Here is a 17,732-nt window from a genome sequence, read left to right on the forward strand (position 1 = left end):
AACTTTGATGCAGAGACTAAAAAGTGACACAGCAAGTATTTTAAAAAAGATCAAGCGGCCAAGTAGTTTAATTTTACTAGCTATAGTGATCGTTTTGACCGTGTTTCGTTTAGTATTGAGCGCGAAGGCCCCTTATTTCACCAACTTATATGCTGGTTATGATGACCAATTGTTCATTCATTACAGCGAAGAAATGCTAAAGGGAAATTGGTTAGGGGAGTATTCAACGAAAGCTCTATCTAAAGGAATTTCCTACTCGCTCTTTATGGTGTGGGCTAATAAATTACATCTATCGTACGGAATCCTTTTAGGAATTTTCAACATAGTGGCTAGTTCAGTTGCGGCAATCGCACTTCGGCCGCTAGTTAATAATCGATGGATGCTAACTTTTATTTATACATTCTTTTTATACTCGCCAGTAGCTTTGACGAGTGAATATAGCACACGTATTTATCGAAATACTCTTGTCGTTCCAGCAGTATTATTAGTAATTGGTTGTCTGGTAGGATTGTATTTTAGAAGAAATGGCCGGCTCAAGCCATTTCTTCTATGGAGTTTTGGATTGACAATAATTTTTCCTTTTTACTGGTACATACGCGAAGATTCTTTGTGGCTTTTACCGCTAATGATTGTCGGTCTATCGGTAATTGCGGGATCGGTTATTTTTGAAAATGATCCAGAATTTAAACTGAAAACTCTTCGTGCTTCCATCAAAAAATTCTATTTTACGAAGAAACAGTTAATAAAGCTGATCATGTGTCTTCTGCCATTCTTAATGCTTATTTCATCGACTAAGGTTTTGCAGAAGCTCAATAAAGAGCATTATGGCATTTCGCTAGTCAACGATCGAACTGGTGGAGCTTTTGGCGATGTTTCGAAACAATTGATTCGAATGGATGACGGGACAGAAATAAATCAAACCAATAGTAAAGTTTGGGTTTCAAAAAGGTCTTTGGAGAAAGCGGAGGCTGTTTCGCCAACGCTTAAATCAATCGCAAAAAATATCGATTGGATTTATCATGGCAGTCCTTGGAGTGGTGGCGAGGATATTGCTGGTGATATTATTTTTTGGGCGTTAAGGGACGCCGCGACACAAGCGGGTTACTACAAAGATGCAGAGCAGACAGAAGCGTTTTGGCGAAAGGTTGATTCAGAATTATCGACAGCTTATAAAAATGGCAAGCTGAAGAAAAAGAATGAAATTTATCTGACTGCCACAGGTGATGGAAAATTAAGAAAAGATTTGCCGCTTGTCGGTGAATTTATGAAAAGCGGATTTGACTATAATGTTTTTTATAAAAATTATGGTCAAGGGACAGACAGAACACTGGGACCTAAAGAAGATATAACAAGAGCAGAGAATTTGCTAAGGCATTCATTCTCCGAAAATTGGCGAGATGTGAATGTTGCTCAGTCTAAACCAGTCGAACCCACTAGAACTGCGAGGGTGTCTAATCACATCATTACAGTCTATCAAAAGCTAACACCAATTTGGATTGTTTTTTGTGGGATAGGCCTTTTAATTATCTTAATTGGCAGTCTTTTTTCAAAAAAGCAGTTAAAAATGTTTCGAGGAATGTTGCTGATTTTGTTTGGATTGATGTTATCTTATTTAATCTTTTTGATTGGGGTGTCGTGGTTTTGTTCATGGGCACCAGAACGAAAAGAACTTTTTATGATGATCTATACTGGGGCAGGGGTGCCGGTCATTCAGTGGATAGAAGTTCTTGCTTTTGTTGGAATTCTTCAACTGCCTATTATTGCTAAAAAAATAAATAAAAAAAATAGTTGAAGCATTTCGCTTCAACTATTTTTTTGTTATCGACATTTCAATCAGACCAGGAGATTCAAGATAAGAAATATTTGCGAAATCATACGTACCCTCATCTAGTTTACGTTTAAAGTATTTATGTACAAAGTCAATCTCTGAGGGCATAATGTTTCGATTATCGTTTTTTAATACGATTTCTGCATGCTTATAAGCATCAGTATATATTACGGTAGTATTGCCGATTGTATAAACCTTTATCATGTTAGCATCAGTGTTCTCTAGCTGATTATAAACCATTTGTGAATGACTATTAGTCACATTGATAAGTTTCATCCCGAAACACCTTCTTCCTAAAACCTTACTTCATAGTGTAATTATATAAGAAAGATTAGGAAAAAAGAAGGATGTTGCTCATTTTAATTAGAAAATTTAGATAATTTGGCGAAAGGAAAAGGCCCCTCGAAAGAAACGAGGGGCCTAAATTATTATTTTTTCGATTCTTTGACCAAACGCTCAGGTTTTGACGTGATAACGATGTGATCATCTTTATCAAGTTTTGCCTTCAGATCTGTAATTGCGGGATGATCTAGATAGAATTCAGCGATTCCATCTTCAATGGTTTCTTGGATCGTCCGACGAAGCGGGCGAGCACCCATTGCAGGATCATAACCTAAATCAACTAGTTTTTCTTTTACGTTGTCTGGAACATCAATATGAAGTTTTTGAGAGGCCAACATTTCGTTAACATCATCTAACATCAAGGATACAATGTTCATTAAGTTTTCTTTCGACAATTGACTGAATTCGATAATCCCATCAAAACGATTCAAAAACTCTGGCGCAAAGAAATCTTTTAATTGACCTAAGACAGAACGAGTAACACCATCTCTTGCGGCACCAAAACCAACGTTGGCTTCAATTTTACCGGTTCCAGCATTGCTGGTCATGATAATGATCGTGTCTTTGAAGCTGACTGTCCGTCCTTGTGAATCAGTTAGACGGCCATCATCAAGGATTTGCAGGAACATGTGAAGCACATCTGGATGAGCCTTCTCGATTTCATCCAACAAAATCAAGCTGTATGGATGACGACGAACTTGCTCCGTTAATTGCCCAGCTTCTTCATAGCCAACATAACCAGGAGGTGAACCAATCAATTTAGAGACACTGTGTTTTTCCATATACTCACTCATATCGAAACGAATCATGGATTCACTTGAGCCAAATAATTCTTCAGCTAATTGACGAGCCAACTCTGTTTTACCAACTCCTGTTGGTCCTACGAATAGGAATGAACCGATTGGGCGGTTTTTCTTATTCAAGCCGACCCGGTTACGACGAATCGACTTCGCAACTTTATCAACGGCCTCATCTTGACCGATAACATGTTTCTTCAAATCAACTGCAAGATTTTTCAATTGTGTTTGTTCTTTTTCTTTCAACTCGCCGACAGGGATACCAGTCCGTTTTTCAACGATCTTCTCCATATCCTTTTCGGTAATGACGGGTGTTTCTTCATCCGTTAATTGACGGTCTTTCATTTTTTGTAGCTTATTGATTTGATCGCGATAGTAGGCTGCTTTTTCAAAATCTTCTTCTTGAGAAGCTTGTGATTTTTGCTGTTCAGCTTCCGCTAATTTTTTGTCGATCGTTTTTGGATCAACAATTTGAATCGTCAAGTTTTTCTTCGAACCTGTTTCATCTAATAAATCGATGGCCTTATCAGGTAAGAAGCGATCTTGGATGTAACGATTTGAAAGTTCGGCCGCAGCTTTAATTGCATCATCGGTGTATTTCACATGATGATAATCTTCATAACGAGGCTGCAAGCCTTTCAAAATCTCAATCGTTTCTTGAACAGAAGGTTCTTCGACCCGGACAGGCTGCATCCGACGTTCTAAAGCCGCATCTTTTTCAATGATTCGATATTCATTAAGTGTTGTAGCACCGACCATTTGTAGCTCACCACGAGCCAATGCTGGTTTTAGAATGTTACCAGCGTCCATGTTGCCATCTCCAGCAGCACCGGCACCGACGATTTCATGAACTTCATCAATGAAAAGAATAATGTTTTCTGATTGACGAATCTCTTCGATCAGTTTTTGCATCCGTTCTTCGAATTGACCTCGGATTCCGGTTCCTTGAACCAGAGAAGCGACATCTAATCGAATAACTTCCTTGTCCATCAATTTTTGCGGTACATCGCCATCAACGATTTTTTGAGATAAACCTTCAACAACAGCTGTTTTACCAACACCAGGTTCACCAATAAGAACTGGATTGTTTTTTGTTCTACGATTTAAAATTTCGATGACGCGTTGAATTTCATCATCGCGCCCAACAACTGGGTCGATATTTCCTTCGCGAGCTAAACCAGTAATATTGATACCATATTCATCTAATAAACCGCCACCGCCATTTCCGCGAGGGGGTTGATTATTCATGCCATTCCCACCGCCGAATTGAGTCGGTGGTGTTTGATCTGCAGCGCCTTGTCGTTGTTGCATTTGTTGTGACATTGAACGGAACAAATCGTCTAAACTTCCAAAACCAAAAGGATCATTTCCTGCCATTTGTGGCGCACCTCCAGCTTGATTCTTTAATTTTTGATAGCAACTTTGACAATAATCTAGTTGCTTTCGTTGACCATTAACGTTTGCATATAAATGAATCGTTGCTTCATTTTCATGACAATTTTGGCAAAGCATCTTTTTCACCCTTTCAATAGTTAATTGTTTCTTCCATTGTACATCGAGTAAGCGAATCTCGTAAAAAGATACGCTGGTCAATTGTTTGACTATCACTGACCTTAAAATTATTATAGCGAGAATTCTGATAAAAGCAAACAGTTTGTTTCACTTTTTAGCAATCAACCTTTTCGAGTGCTAAAAAGAACATTTTGTGAGTGTCAGCGACAGTCGTTGTTATGGAATAAAAATGAAAACGGAAGAAATAAGGAAGTTTAACGATCAAACCAGATATTTTAAGAAAGGGCATACATTTCGCTGGAATAAATCGATTAAAATTGTTGTATCCACTGCGAAAAAATGGTAATCTAAGGAAATGAAGGGCTCAAAATGATGGTTGTTATCATTAAAGCCCTAACATAAAAAAACATTTTTTTTATAAAGGAGAACGGTCAATATGGAAAAAAAAGATTTTCACGTAGTAGCAGAAACGGGGATTCATGCACGTCCCGCAACTTTATTAGTGCAAGCTGCAAGCAAATTTAACTCTGATATTAACTTAGAGTATAAAGGAAAATCAGTTAACCTTAAATCAATCATGGGAGTTATGTCTCTAGGTGTTGGCCAAGGTTCTGACGTTACTATTTCTGCTGAAGGTGCTGACGAAAAAGAAGCAATGGAAGCAATCGTAGAAACAATGAAAAAGGAAGGATTATCTGAATAATGGTTGAATTACTAAAAGGTATTGCCGCAAGTGACGGGGTTGCCGTTGCGAAAGCTTATCTGCTAGTACAACCGGATTTATCTTTCAAACAAAATACTGTAGAAGATACTGCTGCCGAAGAAAAGCGTTTAGACGACGCTTTGGCGGCTTCTTCTGCTGAATTAGAAAAAATTCGGGATAAAGCAGCAAAAAGCTTAGGTGAAGAAGAAGCACAAGTTTTTGATGCTCATTTAATGGTTCTTTCAGATCCAGAAATGATTGGTCAAATCAAACAACATATACAAGATAATAAAGTGAACGCTGAAAGCTCACTTAAAGAAGTAACAGATATGTATATCGGCATGTTCGAGGCAATGGATGATAACGCTTATATGCAAGAACGTGCAGCGGATATTCGCGACGTTACTAAGCGTGTAATGGCGCACTTGCTAGGCGTATCTTTACCAGACCCATCAATGATCGATGAAGAAGTTGTGGTTGTGGCGCATGACTTGACTCCAAGTGATACTGCACAATTAGATAAAAACTTCGTTAAGGCCTTTGTTACTGATATTGGTGGACGCACGTCTCACTCAGCAATTATGGCTCGTTCATTAGAAATTCCAGCAATCGTTGGTACAAAAGAAATCACTTCTAAAGCTAAAGAAGGCGATTTTCTTGCAGTTAACGGGATGACTGGTGAAACAATCGTAAACCCAACTGACGAACAAGCGGCTGATTTCAAAAAAGCCGGCGAAGCATATGCGGCGCAAAAAGCAGAATGGGAAAAATTGAAAAATGCTGAAACAGTGACAGCTGATGGCAAGCATTTTGAATTAGCAGCAAATATTGGAACACCTAAGGATCTTGAAGGCGTTCATAACAATGGAGCTGAAGCGATTGGTTTATATCGTACGGAATTCTTATACATGGACTCTTCAGATTTCCCAACAGAAGACGATCAATTTGAAGCTTATAAAGCCGTTTTAGAAGGCATGGGCGACAAACCTGTCGTTGTTCGTACAATGGATATCGGCGGAGATAAAGAATTACCTTACTTAACTTTACCTCATGAAATGAACCCATTCTTGGGATACCGTGCATTGCGTATCAGCTTATCTGAACTAGGTGACGATATGTTCCGTACACAATTACGTGCGTTATTACGTGCTTCTGTATACGGAAATCTACGCATCATGTTCCCGATGGTTGCAACCTTAAAAGAGTTCCGCGCAGCGAAGACTTTGTTCAACGAAGAGAAAGAAAAGCTTGTTAACGAAGGCGTGAAAGTTTCTGACACGATTCAAGTCGGAATCATGATCGAAATTCCTGCAGCAGCTGTTTTAGCGGACAAATTCGCCAAAGAAGTTGACTTCTTTAGTATCGGAACAAACGATTTGATCCAATACACAATGGCAGCTGACCGTATGAACGAACGTGTTTCATACCTTTACCAACCATATAACCCATCAATCTTGCGTTTGATTAAAAATGTGATTGATGCAGCGCACGCTGAAGGCAAATGGGCTGGCATGTGCGGCGAAATGGCCGGCGATCAAACTGCGGTTCCATTGTTAATGGGTATGGGATTAGATGAGTTCTCTATGAGCGCAACATCTATTCTTAGAACTCGTAGCTTAATGAAACGTCTAACAACGACTGACATGGCCGAGTTGGCTGATAAAGCGTTGAAGGAATGCGACACGATGGAAGAAGTCGAAGAGCTAGTTAAGCAATACGTTAAATAAAACCTAACATCAAGACCATTGTCTATTTTTAGACAATGGTCTTTTTTTGTTAAATGGTGTTATACTTAATTGGTTAAAAAATAATCAATTCGGTATAAAATCAGACTATAGGTTGAGAAAAAGCTCTGAGGCTTATGATATAATTGATTTGTTTTAAAGGAGGCTGCATATGAAAGTATTACTTTATTTTGAAGGTCAGAATGTTATTGGTAAGTCGGGTATTGGTCGTGCTTTGAGTCATCAAAAAAGAGCTCTGGCATCAATGGGAATTGATTACACGCTTGATCCCAAGGACACAGATTATGATATATTACATATTAATACTTATGGGCCGAAAAGTTTAAGATTAGTCAGAAAAGCGAAGAGGCTTGGAAAAAAGGTTGTTTTTCATGCGCATTCTACTGAAGAAGATTTTCGCAACTCGTTTATTGGGTCAAATCAGCTTGCGCCATTATTTAAGAAATGGCTGGTTTCCTTGTATCAGCAAGCGGATCATTTGATTACACCAACACCTTATTCAAAAAAATTGCTGCAAGGATATGGATTGTCACAACCGATTGCGGCGATTTCTAATGGAATTGATTTAAAAAAATATTATCCTGACGAAAATAAGGAAGCGGCTTTTCGCAAGTATTTTAATTTATCTGAAACACAAAAAGTAGTCATTTGTGTAGGCCTGTTTTTTGAACGTAAAGGAATTCTCGATTTTATTGAGATCGCAAAAAAAATGCCTGAATATACGTTTATTTGGTTTGGCGATGTACCGATGATTTCGATTCCAGCTAATATCAGAAGAGCTGTAAAAAAAGCTCATCCAGACAATGTCCTTTTCCCAGGCTATATAAATGGTGATTTGATTGAGGGAGCTTATTCTGGGGCAGATTTGTTCTTCTTTCCTTCTTATGAGGAAACCGAAGGAATCGTCGTATTAGAGGCCTTAGCTAGTCAACAACAGGTTTTATTGAGGAATATTCCGGTATATGGCGGTTGGATGAATGACCGTGTGAACTGCTATATGGGAGAAAACAATCAAGAATTCGAACAATTGATTCGAAAATTAGCTAATCATCAGCTGCCGAATCTTTCCATGGCTGGATTTAAAACGGCGCAAGAAAAAAGTATTACACAGATTGGTGAAGAATTGAAATCTGTTTATCAAGCAGTCTTAGATCTGCCGTATGATCATCAGGTTTATGCAAAAGTCACAAAATAGTTTGGAGGAGCAGACGTGCGGATCGGTTTTTTCACAGATACCTATTTCCCTCAAGTAAGTGGGGTAGCAACATCAATTCGAACATTAAAAAATGAACTCGAAAAGCAAGGTCATGAGGTCTATATATTTACGACGACAGATCCAGAGGCTGATGAGTTTGAAAAAGATATCGTACGAATGCCTAGTGTTCCATTTGTATCGTTCACGGATCGCCGAATCGTTGTGCGGGGAATTTGGTTTGCTTATCAAATCGCAAAGGAATTAGAATTAGAGATTATCCATACCCATACAGAGTTTGGCGCGGGATTTTTAGGCAAAATGGTCGCAAATCGTTTGCGTATTCCTGTGGTTCACACGTATCATACGATGTATGAGGATTACCTTCATTATATTGCTAATGGAAAAGTGGTCAGACCGACACATGTAAAACATTTCATAAAAATGTTTGTCAATCACTCAACTGGAGTAGTTTGTCCAAGTAAAAGGGTAGTAGACACATTAAAACGTTATGAAGTAGACGTTCCAATGCGGATCATTCCAACAGGAATTGATGTTTCGCATTTTGTCCGTTCAGATATTACTGAGGAAGATACGAATCTTTTGAGAACGAAATTAGGAATTCAAAAAGATGAGTTAATGATTTTATCACTGAGCCGTATTTCTTATGAAAAGAATATCCATATTATCGTACAGCAATTTCCAGAGATACTTATGAGCTATCCTGCTGCTAGATTAGTGATTGTTGGAAAAGGACCTTATCGAGAAGATTTAGAAAAACTGACACAAGATTTAGGCATAGAGGAGTATGTTCAATTCACTGGTGAGGTTCCGCATGAAGAAGTTGCCTACTATTATCATGCGGCTGACTATTTTGTCAGTGCTTCGACCTCAGAAACACAAGGGTTGACCTATGCCGAAGCGATTGCTTCAGGAACACAATGCATTGTTGAAGGCAATGATTACCTAGAACAATTATTAAGCGATGACTCTTTAGGAATTACGTTTGAAAGTGATACTGATTTTAGCGATGCATTTGTTCGTTATGTGCAACAACAGATCCCGATAAGTTCAGAAGTTCAGCAAAATAAGCTGATCGAGATTTCTGCGGAACGATTTGGCAGTGAAATACTGAATTTTTATCAAGAGATGTTGGTTTACTATGATGAAAACCACACAGAAACGAGATCACCTGCTCGAACGGTTCAAAAAATGCGGGTGCGAATTAATTCACTTAGGAATAGCGATGATAAATAAAGCCGAAATCCATCTCTTCATGTATACTGGAGGTGGATTATTTTTATTTTGGAGGTTAGTAGAATGAAGATAGGATTTATCGGAACAGGCGTGATGGGAAAGTCGATCGTTAAGCATTTTTTAACTGCTGGACATGAAGTAGCGGTATATAACCGTACGAAGAGTAAAACAGATGAGTTAGTTGAAAAAGGCGCAACCTGGCAAGAAACACCAGCGAAAGTAACAAATGCCAGTGAGATTATCTTTTCAATGGTAGGATATCCTAGTGATGTCGAAGAGATTTATTATGGCACGGATGGTATTTTTTCAATAGATGTCGCGGGGAAAACTCTAATCGATCTGACGACATCCACTCCGACGCTGGCAGAAAAAATCTATCAAACAGCGAAAGAAAATGGTGCGGCAGCAATGGATGCTCCGGTCTCCGGCGGTGATCTTGGCGCGCAGAATGCAACACTGACTATTATGGTAGGTGGAGATCAAGCTACTTATGATCAAGTCGTTCCATTATTTGAAATAATGGGGAAAAGCTATTCCTTGCAAGGAGCGGCAGGTTCTGGTCAACATACTAAAATGGCAAATCAAATTATGATCGCGGGAACAATGACAGGGATGACGGAAATGTTGGTGTACGCAAAAGCAGCAAACCTTGATGTGCCGAAGGTTTTAGAAACATTAGGGGGCGGTGCAGCCCAAAACTGGTCAATGACAAATTATACACCGCGAATTTTAAAAGCAGATTATTCTCCAGGGTTCTTCGTCAAACACTTCATTAAGGACCTTAAGATAGCGTTAGATGAGGCAGAAAAAATGCAACTTGATTTGCCCGCAACTAAATTGGCAACAGAGCTTTATGAACGATTAGCCGATCAAGGATTCGAAAATGATGGGACGCAAGCCCTGATTAAATTATGGTGGTCAGAATCTTAAGTTAGTTTTAGTAAAAAAATCATAATTTTATTGATGAAAATCAATGCAAGATACGGTCGGATTTGATACAATAAGACAGAATTGAGAAGAAGGGGGGCACCTAGATGAAACATTCACAATTAGTTGCCATTATTAAACGCTTAGAAGCAATGACTGAATCGACTGATAATGAAGTACAATTGCGTCGTTTTGAAAAAGAGGGCGTAGAAAAATGTACTGTAACTTATGATAATACGACAGAAACATTTGAGCTGACAGAAAGCGACAGCAAACAATCTTATCAATTTGATAACATCGACATTGTTGCGATGGAAATTTATGATTTGATTCAATAAAACGGGGCGACCCGTTTTTTTTGTGCCCTTTTTTGTTAAGGGGTTACATATAATTTTTGATTATAATTTTATGAGGAATTCCTATTTTTACGGCCAACTCAGGGCAAATCTTTTGAAATAATCAAGATTTAGTCAGAAGATGTTATGAGGGAGGCTACAACATGTTAGACAAAGAAGTATATCATCAATTATTTAAACCATCATTTTCTAAAAAGACGCAAGTTACTTTTTGGGACGGTTCTGTTAAGGAATACGGAGACTCTGAAGGCGACGTCGTCTTCAAAATTATTTTCAACGAAAAAATTCCAGTGAAGGAATTACTTAATAATGCTTCTTTAGCACTTGGCGAAGCATATATGGAAAAGAAAATCGAGATTGACGGAAATTTGCAAGCTTTAATTTATGACGTTTACAATCAAGCGAATGGTTTTTTCCACAATACGAATTTTAAAAAATGGATGCCGAAAGAAAAGCATACAAAAAAACAATCGGCTCATGACATCCATAGTCATTATGATTTAGGTAATGATTTTTATGAAATGTGGTTGGACCGTACATTGACTTATTCTTGTGCTTTTTTTGAAACACCTGAGGATACTTTGGAACAAGCGCAAATTAATAAAGTTCACCATATCCTAGATAAATTATTTATTCAGCCTGGTGAAACCCTACTGGATATCGGTTGCGGTTGGGGCACACTGATTTTGACTGCTGCGAAGGAATATAATGTAAAAGCCAAAGGGATCACTTTGAGTGAAGAACAATATCAACACATTCAAGCGATTATTGCAAAAGAGCATTTAGAAGATACTGTTTCAGTTGAGTTGATGGACTATCGCGACTTAGACGGAACGTTTGATCATATCACAAGTGTCGGTATGTTCGAGCATGTAGGCGCCGAAAATTTACAAGAGTACTTTAAGGTTGTTGAAAAGCATTTAGCACAAAATGGAACAGCATTGATTCATGGTATTAGCCGTCAACAAGGTGGTGCCAAAAATGCGTGGATCAATCAATACATTTTCCCAGGCGGCTATATTCCTGGAGTTACTGAATTAGTTGGACATATCACGGAAAATGAGTTGCAAGTGATTGATCTTGAAAGTTTGCGTCGTGATTACCAACTAACGCTAGAACACTGGACGAAGAACTTCCATCAGGTAGCAGATAAAGTGATTGACCAAAAAGATGAAGCGTTCTATCGAATGTGGGACTTATATTTGCAGGCATGTGCGGCCTCATTCCAAGCAAGCAACATCGATGTTATTCAATATTTATTGGTTCATCCAAATAATAATACGATTCCGATGCATCGGAATGTTTAATAAGCGGGTTTCCCGCTTATTTTTTTACGAAAAAAATCCTTTGATAACCAAAGTAATTTTATGCTAGAGTAGATAGAACAGGTTCAGGATTAATCATTAATTTTTGGTTAATTGAAAAAATATTGTTGCATTCAGAAAAAAAATAAGATATAGTTTGATCATCAAATGATTTGATAATCAAACTAATTAGGTGAGGACATGGAAAGAAACTGGGAAGAATTAAATACCTATTTAGTTTCAATTTTCAACGACGTTTTGTCGATTGAAGAAAACGAACTAAAAAAATCACAATTTAGCGATTTGACGATTACAGAGATGCACACCATTGATGCAATCGGGATGTACAAAAAGAAGACGACAACAGAAGTTGCTAGAGAATTATTGGTAACAGTCGGAACTCTGACAACGTCCATCAATCGTTTAGTGAAAAAGGGCTATGTAGAACGGATTCGCAGCGAAGATGATCGCCGAGTTGTCAAATTAGGTTTGACAAAGAAGGGACGATTAGTCTTTCGAGTTCATCAACATTTTCATCATGAAATGGTTAAAAGTGCCATTAAGGACTTGGATGCGAATGAACAAGAAGTGTTCTTGAAGGCACTAGTGAATCTGTTTAATTACTTAGAGGAGATCAAATGAATATGAGCTTCGGAAAAATAATTGCGACAGCACGCTATTTACCTGAAAAGATTGTGACAAATGATGACTTAGCCGAATGGATGGATACTTCAGATGAATGGATCCAATCGCGGACAGGAATTAAACAGCGTCACATAGCCGAGGCAGAAAATACTTCGGATATGTGTTTGCAGGTTGCAAAAAAACTGGTTGATAAAGCGGCAATTGATCCTTTGAGTTTGGATTTTGTAATTGTAGCCACGATGTCACCTGATTACACATCCCCTTCAGTAGCTTGTCAGGTTCAAGGACAGCTTGGAGCTAAACAAGCGATGGCTTTTGATGTGGCAGCGGCTTGCGCTGGTTTTGTCTACGCGTTAGCGACAGCAGAGAATTTTATGCGTAGTGGAATGAAGCGTGGAATTGTCATTGGCGGAGAGAAAACCTCTAAGCTGTTAGATTGGCAGGATCGTTCTTCAGCCGTGCTTTTCGGAGATGGAGCGGCGGGTGTTTTATTAGAAGCAAGCGAAGAACCTTCTATTATAAAGCAGATGCTGCGTGCGGATGGTGAACGAGCGAGTTCATTGACCTCTGGCTTCCGAAATAACTGCAACGTTTTCTATGAAGGATCAGAAACTAGTACGGCTTTGGCAATGGATGGTCGTGGTATTTGGAACTTTGCCCTAAATGATGTCACTAAAAGTTTGAAAGAATTTATTGGTGACGAATCAGTAGACTATTATTTACTGCATCAAGCTAATAAAAGAATCATTGAAAAAATGGCTCGTAAAATGAATGAGCCAATTGAAAAATTTCCTATGAATCTGATGAATTATGGGAATACTTCAGCGGCGAGTATTCCAATCTTATTGGATGAGCTTGTTGAGGCAAATATTTTATCTTTAAATAGCAATCAAAAAGTGGTATTGACAGGCTATGGCGGTGGATTAGCGTGGGGCAACCTGCTGATTCAGCTATAAGCATGTTAAAAATATAAAACTAAAACTTAAAATTATCGGAGGAAACAACTTATGACATTCGAAAAAATTCAAGACATTATCGTAGAAGAACTAGGTGTAGAGAAAGAAGCAGTAAAAATGGAAACAAACATCCAAGAAGATCTTGAAGCGGATAGCTTGGACTTATTCCAAATCATCAACGAAATCGAAGACGAATTTGATGTGAAAATCGAAACAGAAGACGGCATCACAACAGTTAAAGATTTAGTTGAATATGTTGAAAAACAACAAAACGCTTAATTAATAAAATTCCGGGAAAAGGCTAGGCGTAAGGCCTGGCCTTTCCTGCTATTAGGAGACGATCATGAAAACAGCATTCTTGTTCAGCGGGCAGGGCGCTCAATATGTCGGAATGGGCAAAGAGTTGTACCAGCAAGAGAAAATTGTCAAAGAAACGTTTGAGGAAGCTAGCGATTTACTTGGTTTTTCTATGGAAGACTTGTGCTTCGAAGAAAATGACTTGCTTAACGAAACAAAATACACTCAACCAGCAATTTTAACGGTCAGTACGGCTTTTTTACGTGTGCTGACAGCCAATGGATTTCAGGCTGACGCCGTAGCGGGATTGAGTTTAGGTGAGTATACAGCGTTAGTGGCTTCAGGTGCGTTAACTTTTAGTGATGCGGTACAGCTTGTCCACAAGCGAGGCCAGTTTATGAGTGAAGCGGCACCTACTGGCAGCGGAAAAATGGTGGCCGTAATGAATACCTCAGCAGAGATTATTGAGGATTGCTGCAGGCAAGCTTCAGTATTAGGGATTGTATCGCCAGCTAACTATAATACTCCGCAACAAATCGTAATTGGCGGTGAAGTTGCCGCAGTTGAAAAAGCGGAAGAATTATTGCAAGCTGCCGGAACAAAACGCATGATACCTTTGAAAGTCAGTGGTCCTTTCCATACAGCATTATTGGAACCCGCAAGCAAACGGTTGAATGAAGTGTTACAGACAATCTCATTTGGCGAGATGCAAGTGCCAGTTATTTCAAATACGACTGCTGAAATCATGCCGCAAGATGAAATTGTTGCTCTATTGACTAAGCAAGTAATGTCGCCGGTTCGCTTTAGTGATAGCATTTTAACACTTAAGGAACAAGGTGTTGCTCAATTGATCGAGATTGGTCCTGGAAAAACGTTGACCGGTTTTATTAAAAAAATTGATCGCGCACTTACGACCAATCGAGTTGAAGATGCAAAAACGTTGGCAGATACAATCAGCTTTTTAGGAGGTTCGAATGGAACTAACGAATAAAACGGTTTTTATTACAGGCAGCAGTCGCGGGATTGGTTGGGGAATGGCTAAAGCTTTTGCTGAGGCCGGCGCCAATATCGTCCTAAATGGTCGAAAAGAAATCTCAGCGGATAAAATAGCTGAAATCGAAGCCTTTGGAGTAAAATGTACAACTATTTGCGGAGATATCAGTTCGTTTGATGATGCAGGAAAAATGATCAAAGAATGCGAAAATTCTTTAGGTTCGATTGATATTTTGATCAACAACGCTGGTATCACCAAAGATCAATTACTTCTACGTATGAAGCCTGAAGATTTTGATGCTGTTTTGGATATCAACTTGAAAGGAACATTTAATATGACCCAGCAAGTTTTAAAAAAAATGATGAAAAAACGTGCGGGTGTCATTATCAATCTTTCCAGCGTGGTAGGCCTAATCGGGAATGTCGGTCAAAGCAACTACGCAGCGAGTAAAGCTGGAGTGATTGGATTTACTAAAGCAGTAGCAAGAGAAGTCGCGCCGCGCGGGATTACCTGCAATGCGATCGCTCCTGGCTTTATCAAAACAGATATGACAGATGAACTGAATGAAACTATTAAAGAACAGATGGAAGGGCAAATTCCGCTAAAATGTTTTGGCAGCGTGGAGGATGTGGCGAACGCCGCATTGTTCTTAGCCCAAAATAGTTACATCACCGGTCAAGTATTGAACGTTGATGGCGGAATGGTCATGTAAAGAAAGGACGGAATAAAATGAATCGTGTCGTAATTACAGGCTTTGGTGTTGCCTCACCAATTGGTAATGATAAAGAAACATTTTTAAAGAATTTAAAAGAAGGAAATCATGGATTTGGCCCAATCACTCGATTTGATGCTAGCGAAACAGGTATTACTATTGCTGCAGAAGTCAAAGATTTCCCTTTGGAAAAATATTTTGTCAAAAAAGATACAAAACGAATGGAGACGTATTCTCTGTACGCGATTTATTCTGCATTTGAAGCACTAAAAATGAGCGGTATCAATACTGAAGAAGAAGATATGGAACGTTTCGGTGTAATGATCGGATCAGGTGTTGGCGGCTTAGGAACAATTCAAGATCAAGTTCTAAAAATGGACGCAAAGGGTCCTGCTCGAGTATCTCCAATGTTCGTCCCATTAGCAATCGTAAACATGGCAGCAGGAAACGTTGCCTTGCGCATTGGCGCAAAGGGTATTTGTACGAGTACCGTAACCGCATGTGCCAGCGGAACCCATTCAATCGGTGAAGCTTTCCGCAATATCAAACATGGTTATTCTGATGTTATCATTGCAGGCGGTGCAGAATCATGTATCAACAAGATCGGAATCTCTGGCTTCGCTGCACTAACAGCCTTAAGTACTTCAGAAGATCCAGCTCGTGCTTCGATTCCATTTGACACGGACCGCAATGGTTTTGTCATGGGTGAGGGTGCAGGAGTCTTGGTCTTGGAATCATTGGAACATGCCCAAAAACGTGGTGCGAATATTCTTGGTGAAGTTGTTGGCTATGGTGCGACTTGTGATGCTTACCATATGACGGCACCATCACCAGATGGCGAAGGCGCTGCGAGAGCAATTAAAGAAGCAATCAAAGAAGCTGGAATTGAACCAGCTGACGTGAATTATGTGAATGCTCACGGAACAAGTACTCAAGCGAATGACAAGGCCGAAAGTAAAGCAATCGAGTCTGCATTGACCGAGAATGCGTATGTCAGCAGTACGAAATCCTTAACCGGACATTTATTAGGTGGGGCTGGTGGTGTAGAAGCCGTTGCATCATTAATGGCTTTGCAACATCAATTTATTCCGCCAACCGCAAATATTAAAGAAGTCGATCCAGAAATCAAAGCAAATGTTGTAGTGAATGAAGCAAAAGAAACGACAGTGAATTATGCGGTAAGTAATTCTCTAGGCTTTGGTGGACACAACGCTGTGATCTGCTTAAAACGCTGGGAGGATTAACCAATGGAAATCAACGAAGTCAAAGAACTGCTGCATCAATTTAATGATTCGAACTTAACCGAATTTGATTTACGAGAAGGCAGTTTCGAATTATATATGAATAAAAATCAGACGAGCCGTCAAACAGCAGCACCTGTACAAGCGGAACAAGCAATAGAATCTGCACCAGTTGCACCGACAACATCCGCGGCTCAAACAGCGACTTCGGAAACAGAAGCAGCTCCAATTGTCTCAAGTAGCACTGAGGGTCAAGTGATCACTTCGCCAATTGTGGGTATTGTATATTTACAGCCAACCCCAGAACAAGCGGCCTACAAATCTGTAGGTGATTCTGTGAAGCAAGGCGAGACTGTATGTATCATAGAAGCAATGAAGCTATTAAACGAAATCACCAGTGAATTTGACGGAACAATCACCGAAATCTTGGTGGAAAACGAAGATGTTGTGGAATACGGACAGCCATTGTTCCGTATCGGCTAATAGGAGGATTTATAAATGTTAACGATTGAAGAGATCAAAGAAATTATCCCGCATCGCTATCCAATGCTATTGATTGATCGCGTGGAAGAACTAGAACCAGGAAAAAGTATTAAAGCCAAGAAAAATGTTTCTGTTAACGAACCATTTTTCCAAGGACATTTTCCTCACGAACCGGTTATGCCTGGCGTATTAATCGTTGAAGCCATGGCTCAAGCAGGTGCAGTTGCCTTATTATCAATGGAAGAATTTAAAGGGAAAACGGCTTATTTTGGCGGTATCGACAAGGCAAAATTCCGTAAGAAAGTTGTACCAGGTGATACTTTAGTTTTAGAAGTAGAATTAACAAAAGTTCGTTCTTCAGCGGGTTGCGGAAAAGGCATCGCTTATGTTGATGGTAAAAAAGTCGCTGAAGCAGAACTAACTTTTATGATTGGATAGATG

Annotated in this window: 18 protein-coding genes; 16 read left to right on the plus strand and 2 right to left on the minus strand. The window is 39.2% G+C overall.

The features are described 5' to 3' along the window. The first annotated feature begins 7 nt into the window (after nt 1-7). Nucleotides 8-1,792, plus strand: coding sequence for a hypothetical protein (locus tag I585_RS18970; protein ID WP_010740411.1), 1,785 nt, complete (start codon nt 8-10; stop codon nt 1,790-1,792). A gap of 15 nt (nt 1,793-1,807) precedes the next feature. On the opposite strand, the gene I585_RS18975 is transcribed toward I585_RS18970, so the two are convergent. Together I585_RS18975 and I585_RS18980 are read right to left on the minus strand one after the other, a co-directional pair. Then, entirely contained in the window at nt 1,808-2,104 is a 297-nt protein-coding gene (locus I585_RS18975; protein WP_010740410.1) for a DUF1827 family protein, read from the minus strand. A 152-nt stretch (nt 2,105-2,256) separates the two neighbouring features. Further along, complete coding sequence (locus tag I585_RS18980) at nt 2,257-4,479, minus strand: ATP-dependent Clp protease ATP-binding subunit (RefSeq protein ID WP_010740409.1); 2,223 nt, start codon at nt 4,477-4,479, stop codon at nt 2,257-2,259. Between the two features lie 436 nt (nt 4,480-4,915). On the opposite strand from I585_RS18980, the gene I585_RS18985 reads away from it, so the two are divergent. The 15 genes from I585_RS18985 to fabZ all read left to right on the plus strand — a co-directional run bounded on the left by I585_RS18985 (nt 4,916) and on the right by fabZ (nt 17,729). Next, complete coding sequence (locus I585_RS18985) at nt 4,916-5,182, plus strand: phosphocarrier protein HPr (protein WP_010740408.1); 267 nt, start codon at nt 4,916-4,918, stop codon at nt 5,180-5,182. Then, complete coding sequence (gene ptsP / locus I585_RS18990; protein WP_010740407.1) at nt 5,182-6,909, plus strand: phosphoenolpyruvate--protein phosphotransferase; 1,728 nt, start codon at nt 5,182-5,184, stop codon at nt 6,907-6,909. Before I585_RS18985 ends, ptsP begins: the two co-directional genes overlap by 1 nt. A 169-nt stretch (nt 6,910-7,078) precedes the next feature. Continuing rightward, nucleotides 7,079-8,122 (plus strand): LTA glycolipid anchor biosynthesis glycosyltransferase, IagA/BgsA family, encoded by a 1,044-nt coding sequence (locus I585_RS18995; protein WP_010740406.1) that lies wholly within the window; start codon nt 7,079-7,081, stop codon nt 8,120-8,122. Between the two features lie 15 nt (nt 8,123-8,137). Next, nucleotides 8,138-9,376, plus strand: a complete 1,239-nt coding sequence (locus I585_RS19000; protein WP_010740405.1) for a glycosyltransferase family 4 protein — start codon at nt 8,138-8,140, stop codon at nt 9,374-9,376. 48 nt (nt 9,377-9,424) lie between these two features. Continuing rightward, entirely contained in the window at nt 9,425-10,306 is an 882-nt protein-coding gene (locus I585_RS19005) for an NAD(P)-dependent oxidoreductase (protein WP_257007094.1), read from the plus strand. Nucleotides 10,307-10,410: 104 nt separating this feature from the next. Beyond that, complete coding sequence (locus I585_RS19010; RefSeq protein WP_010740403.1) at nt 10,411-10,641, plus strand: YkuJ family protein; 231 nt, start codon at nt 10,411-10,413, stop codon at nt 10,639-10,641. 161 nt (nt 10,642-10,802) lie between these two features. After that, entirely contained in the window at nt 10,803-11,966 is a 1,164-nt protein-coding gene (locus I585_RS19015) for an SAM-dependent methyltransferase (RefSeq protein WP_010740402.1), read from the plus strand. Nucleotides 11,967-12,164: 198 nt separating this feature from the next. Continuing rightward, the gene (gene fabT, locus I585_RS19020) at nt 12,165-12,605 is read left to right on the plus strand and encodes a fatty acid biosynthesis transcriptional regulator FabT (RefSeq protein ID WP_010740401.1); all 441 of its coding nucleotides are present in this window, start codon (nt 12,165-12,167) and stop codon (nt 12,603-12,605) included. Then, complete coding sequence (locus tag I585_RS19025) at nt 12,602-13,564, plus strand: beta-ketoacyl-ACP synthase III (protein ID WP_010740400.1); 963 nt, start codon at nt 12,602-12,604, stop codon at nt 13,562-13,564. The genes fabT and I585_RS19025 overlap by 4 nt, the downstream gene beginning before the upstream one ends. Before the next feature lie 51 nt (nt 13,565-13,615). After that, a complete protein-coding gene (locus tag I585_RS19030; protein WP_010740399.1) occupies nt 13,616-13,843 on the plus strand; it encodes an acyl carrier protein in 228 nt (75 codons plus the stop codon). Between the two features lie 64 nt (nt 13,844-13,907). Next, a complete protein-coding gene (gene fabD, locus I585_RS19035) occupies nt 13,908-14,852 on the plus strand; it encodes an ACP S-malonyltransferase (protein ID WP_010740398.1) in 945 nt (314 codons plus the stop codon). Further along, nucleotides 14,836-15,567 (plus strand): 3-oxoacyl-[acyl-carrier-protein] reductase, encoded by a 732-nt coding sequence (gene fabG, locus I585_RS19040; protein WP_010740397.1) that lies wholly within the window; start codon nt 14,836-14,838, stop codon nt 15,565-15,567. The genes fabD and fabG overlap by 17 nt, the downstream gene beginning before the upstream one ends. A gap of 17 nt (nt 15,568-15,584) precedes the next feature. Beyond that, nucleotides 15,585-16,811 (plus strand): beta-ketoacyl-ACP synthase II, encoded by a 1,227-nt coding sequence (gene fabF / locus I585_RS19045; protein ID WP_010740396.1) that lies wholly within the window; start codon nt 15,585-15,587, stop codon nt 16,809-16,811. A gap of 3 nt (nt 16,812-16,814) precedes the next feature. Then, entirely contained in the window at nt 16,815-17,291 is a 477-nt protein-coding gene (accB, locus tag I585_RS19050) for an acetyl-CoA carboxylase biotin carboxyl carrier protein (RefSeq protein WP_010740395.1), read from the plus strand. Between the two features lie 15 nt (nt 17,292-17,306). Next, nucleotides 17,307-17,729 (plus strand): 3-hydroxyacyl-ACP dehydratase FabZ, encoded by a 423-nt coding sequence (fabZ, locus tag I585_RS19055; protein WP_010740394.1) that lies wholly within the window; start codon nt 17,307-17,309, stop codon nt 17,727-17,729. The last annotated feature ends 3 nt before the right edge of the window (nt 17,730-17,732 follow it).

It is taken from the genome of Enterococcus malodoratus ATCC 43197 (genome assembly GCF_000407185.1).
Taxonomy (GTDB): Bacteria; Bacillota; Bacilli; order Lactobacillales; family Enterococcaceae; genus Enterococcus_A; species Enterococcus_A malodoratus.

Excerpts from the sequence above, each read along its gene's own strand:
- I585_RS18970 (WP_010740411.1), top strand. The coding sequence starts at position 8 with ATGCAGAGACTAAAAAGTGACACAGCAAGTATTTTAAAAAAGATCAAG.
- I585_RS18975 (WP_010740410.1), bottom strand. The coding sequence starts at position 2,104 with ATGAAACTTATCAATGTGACTAATAGTCATTCACAAATGGTTTATAAT.
- I585_RS18980 (WP_010740409.1), bottom strand. The coding sequence starts at position 4,479 with ATGCTTTGCCAAAATTGTCATGAAAATGAAGCAACGATTCATTTATAT.
- I585_RS18985 (WP_010740408.1), top strand. The coding sequence starts at position 4,916 with ATGGAAAAAAAAGATTTTCACGTAGTAGCAGAAACGGGGATTCATGCA.
- ptsP (WP_010740407.1), top strand. The coding sequence starts at position 5,182 with ATGGTTGAATTACTAAAAGGTATTGCCGCAAGTGACGGGGTTGCCGTT.
- I585_RS18995 (WP_010740406.1), top strand. The coding sequence starts at position 7,079 with ATGAAAGTATTACTTTATTTTGAAGGTCAGAATGTTATTGGTAAGTCG.
- I585_RS19010 (WP_010740403.1), top strand. The coding sequence starts at position 10,411 with ATGAAACATTCACAATTAGTTGCCATTATTAAACGCTTAGAAGCAATG.
- I585_RS19015 (WP_010740402.1), top strand. The coding sequence starts at position 10,803 with ATGTTAGACAAAGAAGTATATCATCAATTATTTAAACCATCATTTTCT.
- fabT (WP_010740401.1), top strand. The coding sequence starts at position 12,165 with ATGGAAAGAAACTGGGAAGAATTAAATACCTATTTAGTTTCAATTTTC.
- I585_RS19025 (WP_010740400.1), top strand. The coding sequence starts at position 12,602 with ATGAATATGAGCTTCGGAAAAATAATTGCGACAGCACGCTATTTACCT.
- I585_RS19030 (WP_010740399.1), top strand. The coding sequence starts at position 13,616 with ATGACATTCGAAAAAATTCAAGACATTATCGTAGAAGAACTAGGTGTA.
- fabD (WP_010740398.1), top strand. The coding sequence starts at position 13,908 with ATGAAAACAGCATTCTTGTTCAGCGGGCAGGGCGCTCAATATGTCGGA.
- fabG (WP_010740397.1), top strand. The coding sequence starts at position 14,836 with ATGGAACTAACGAATAAAACGGTTTTTATTACAGGCAGCAGTCGCGGG.
- fabF (WP_010740396.1), top strand. The coding sequence starts at position 15,585 with ATGAATCGTGTCGTAATTACAGGCTTTGGTGTTGCCTCACCAATTGGT.
- accB (WP_010740395.1), top strand. The coding sequence starts at position 16,815 with ATGGAAATCAACGAAGTCAAAGAACTGCTGCATCAATTTAATGATTCG.
- fabZ (WP_010740394.1), top strand. The coding sequence starts at position 17,307 with ATGTTAACGATTGAAGAGATCAAAGAAATTATCCCGCATCGCTATCCA.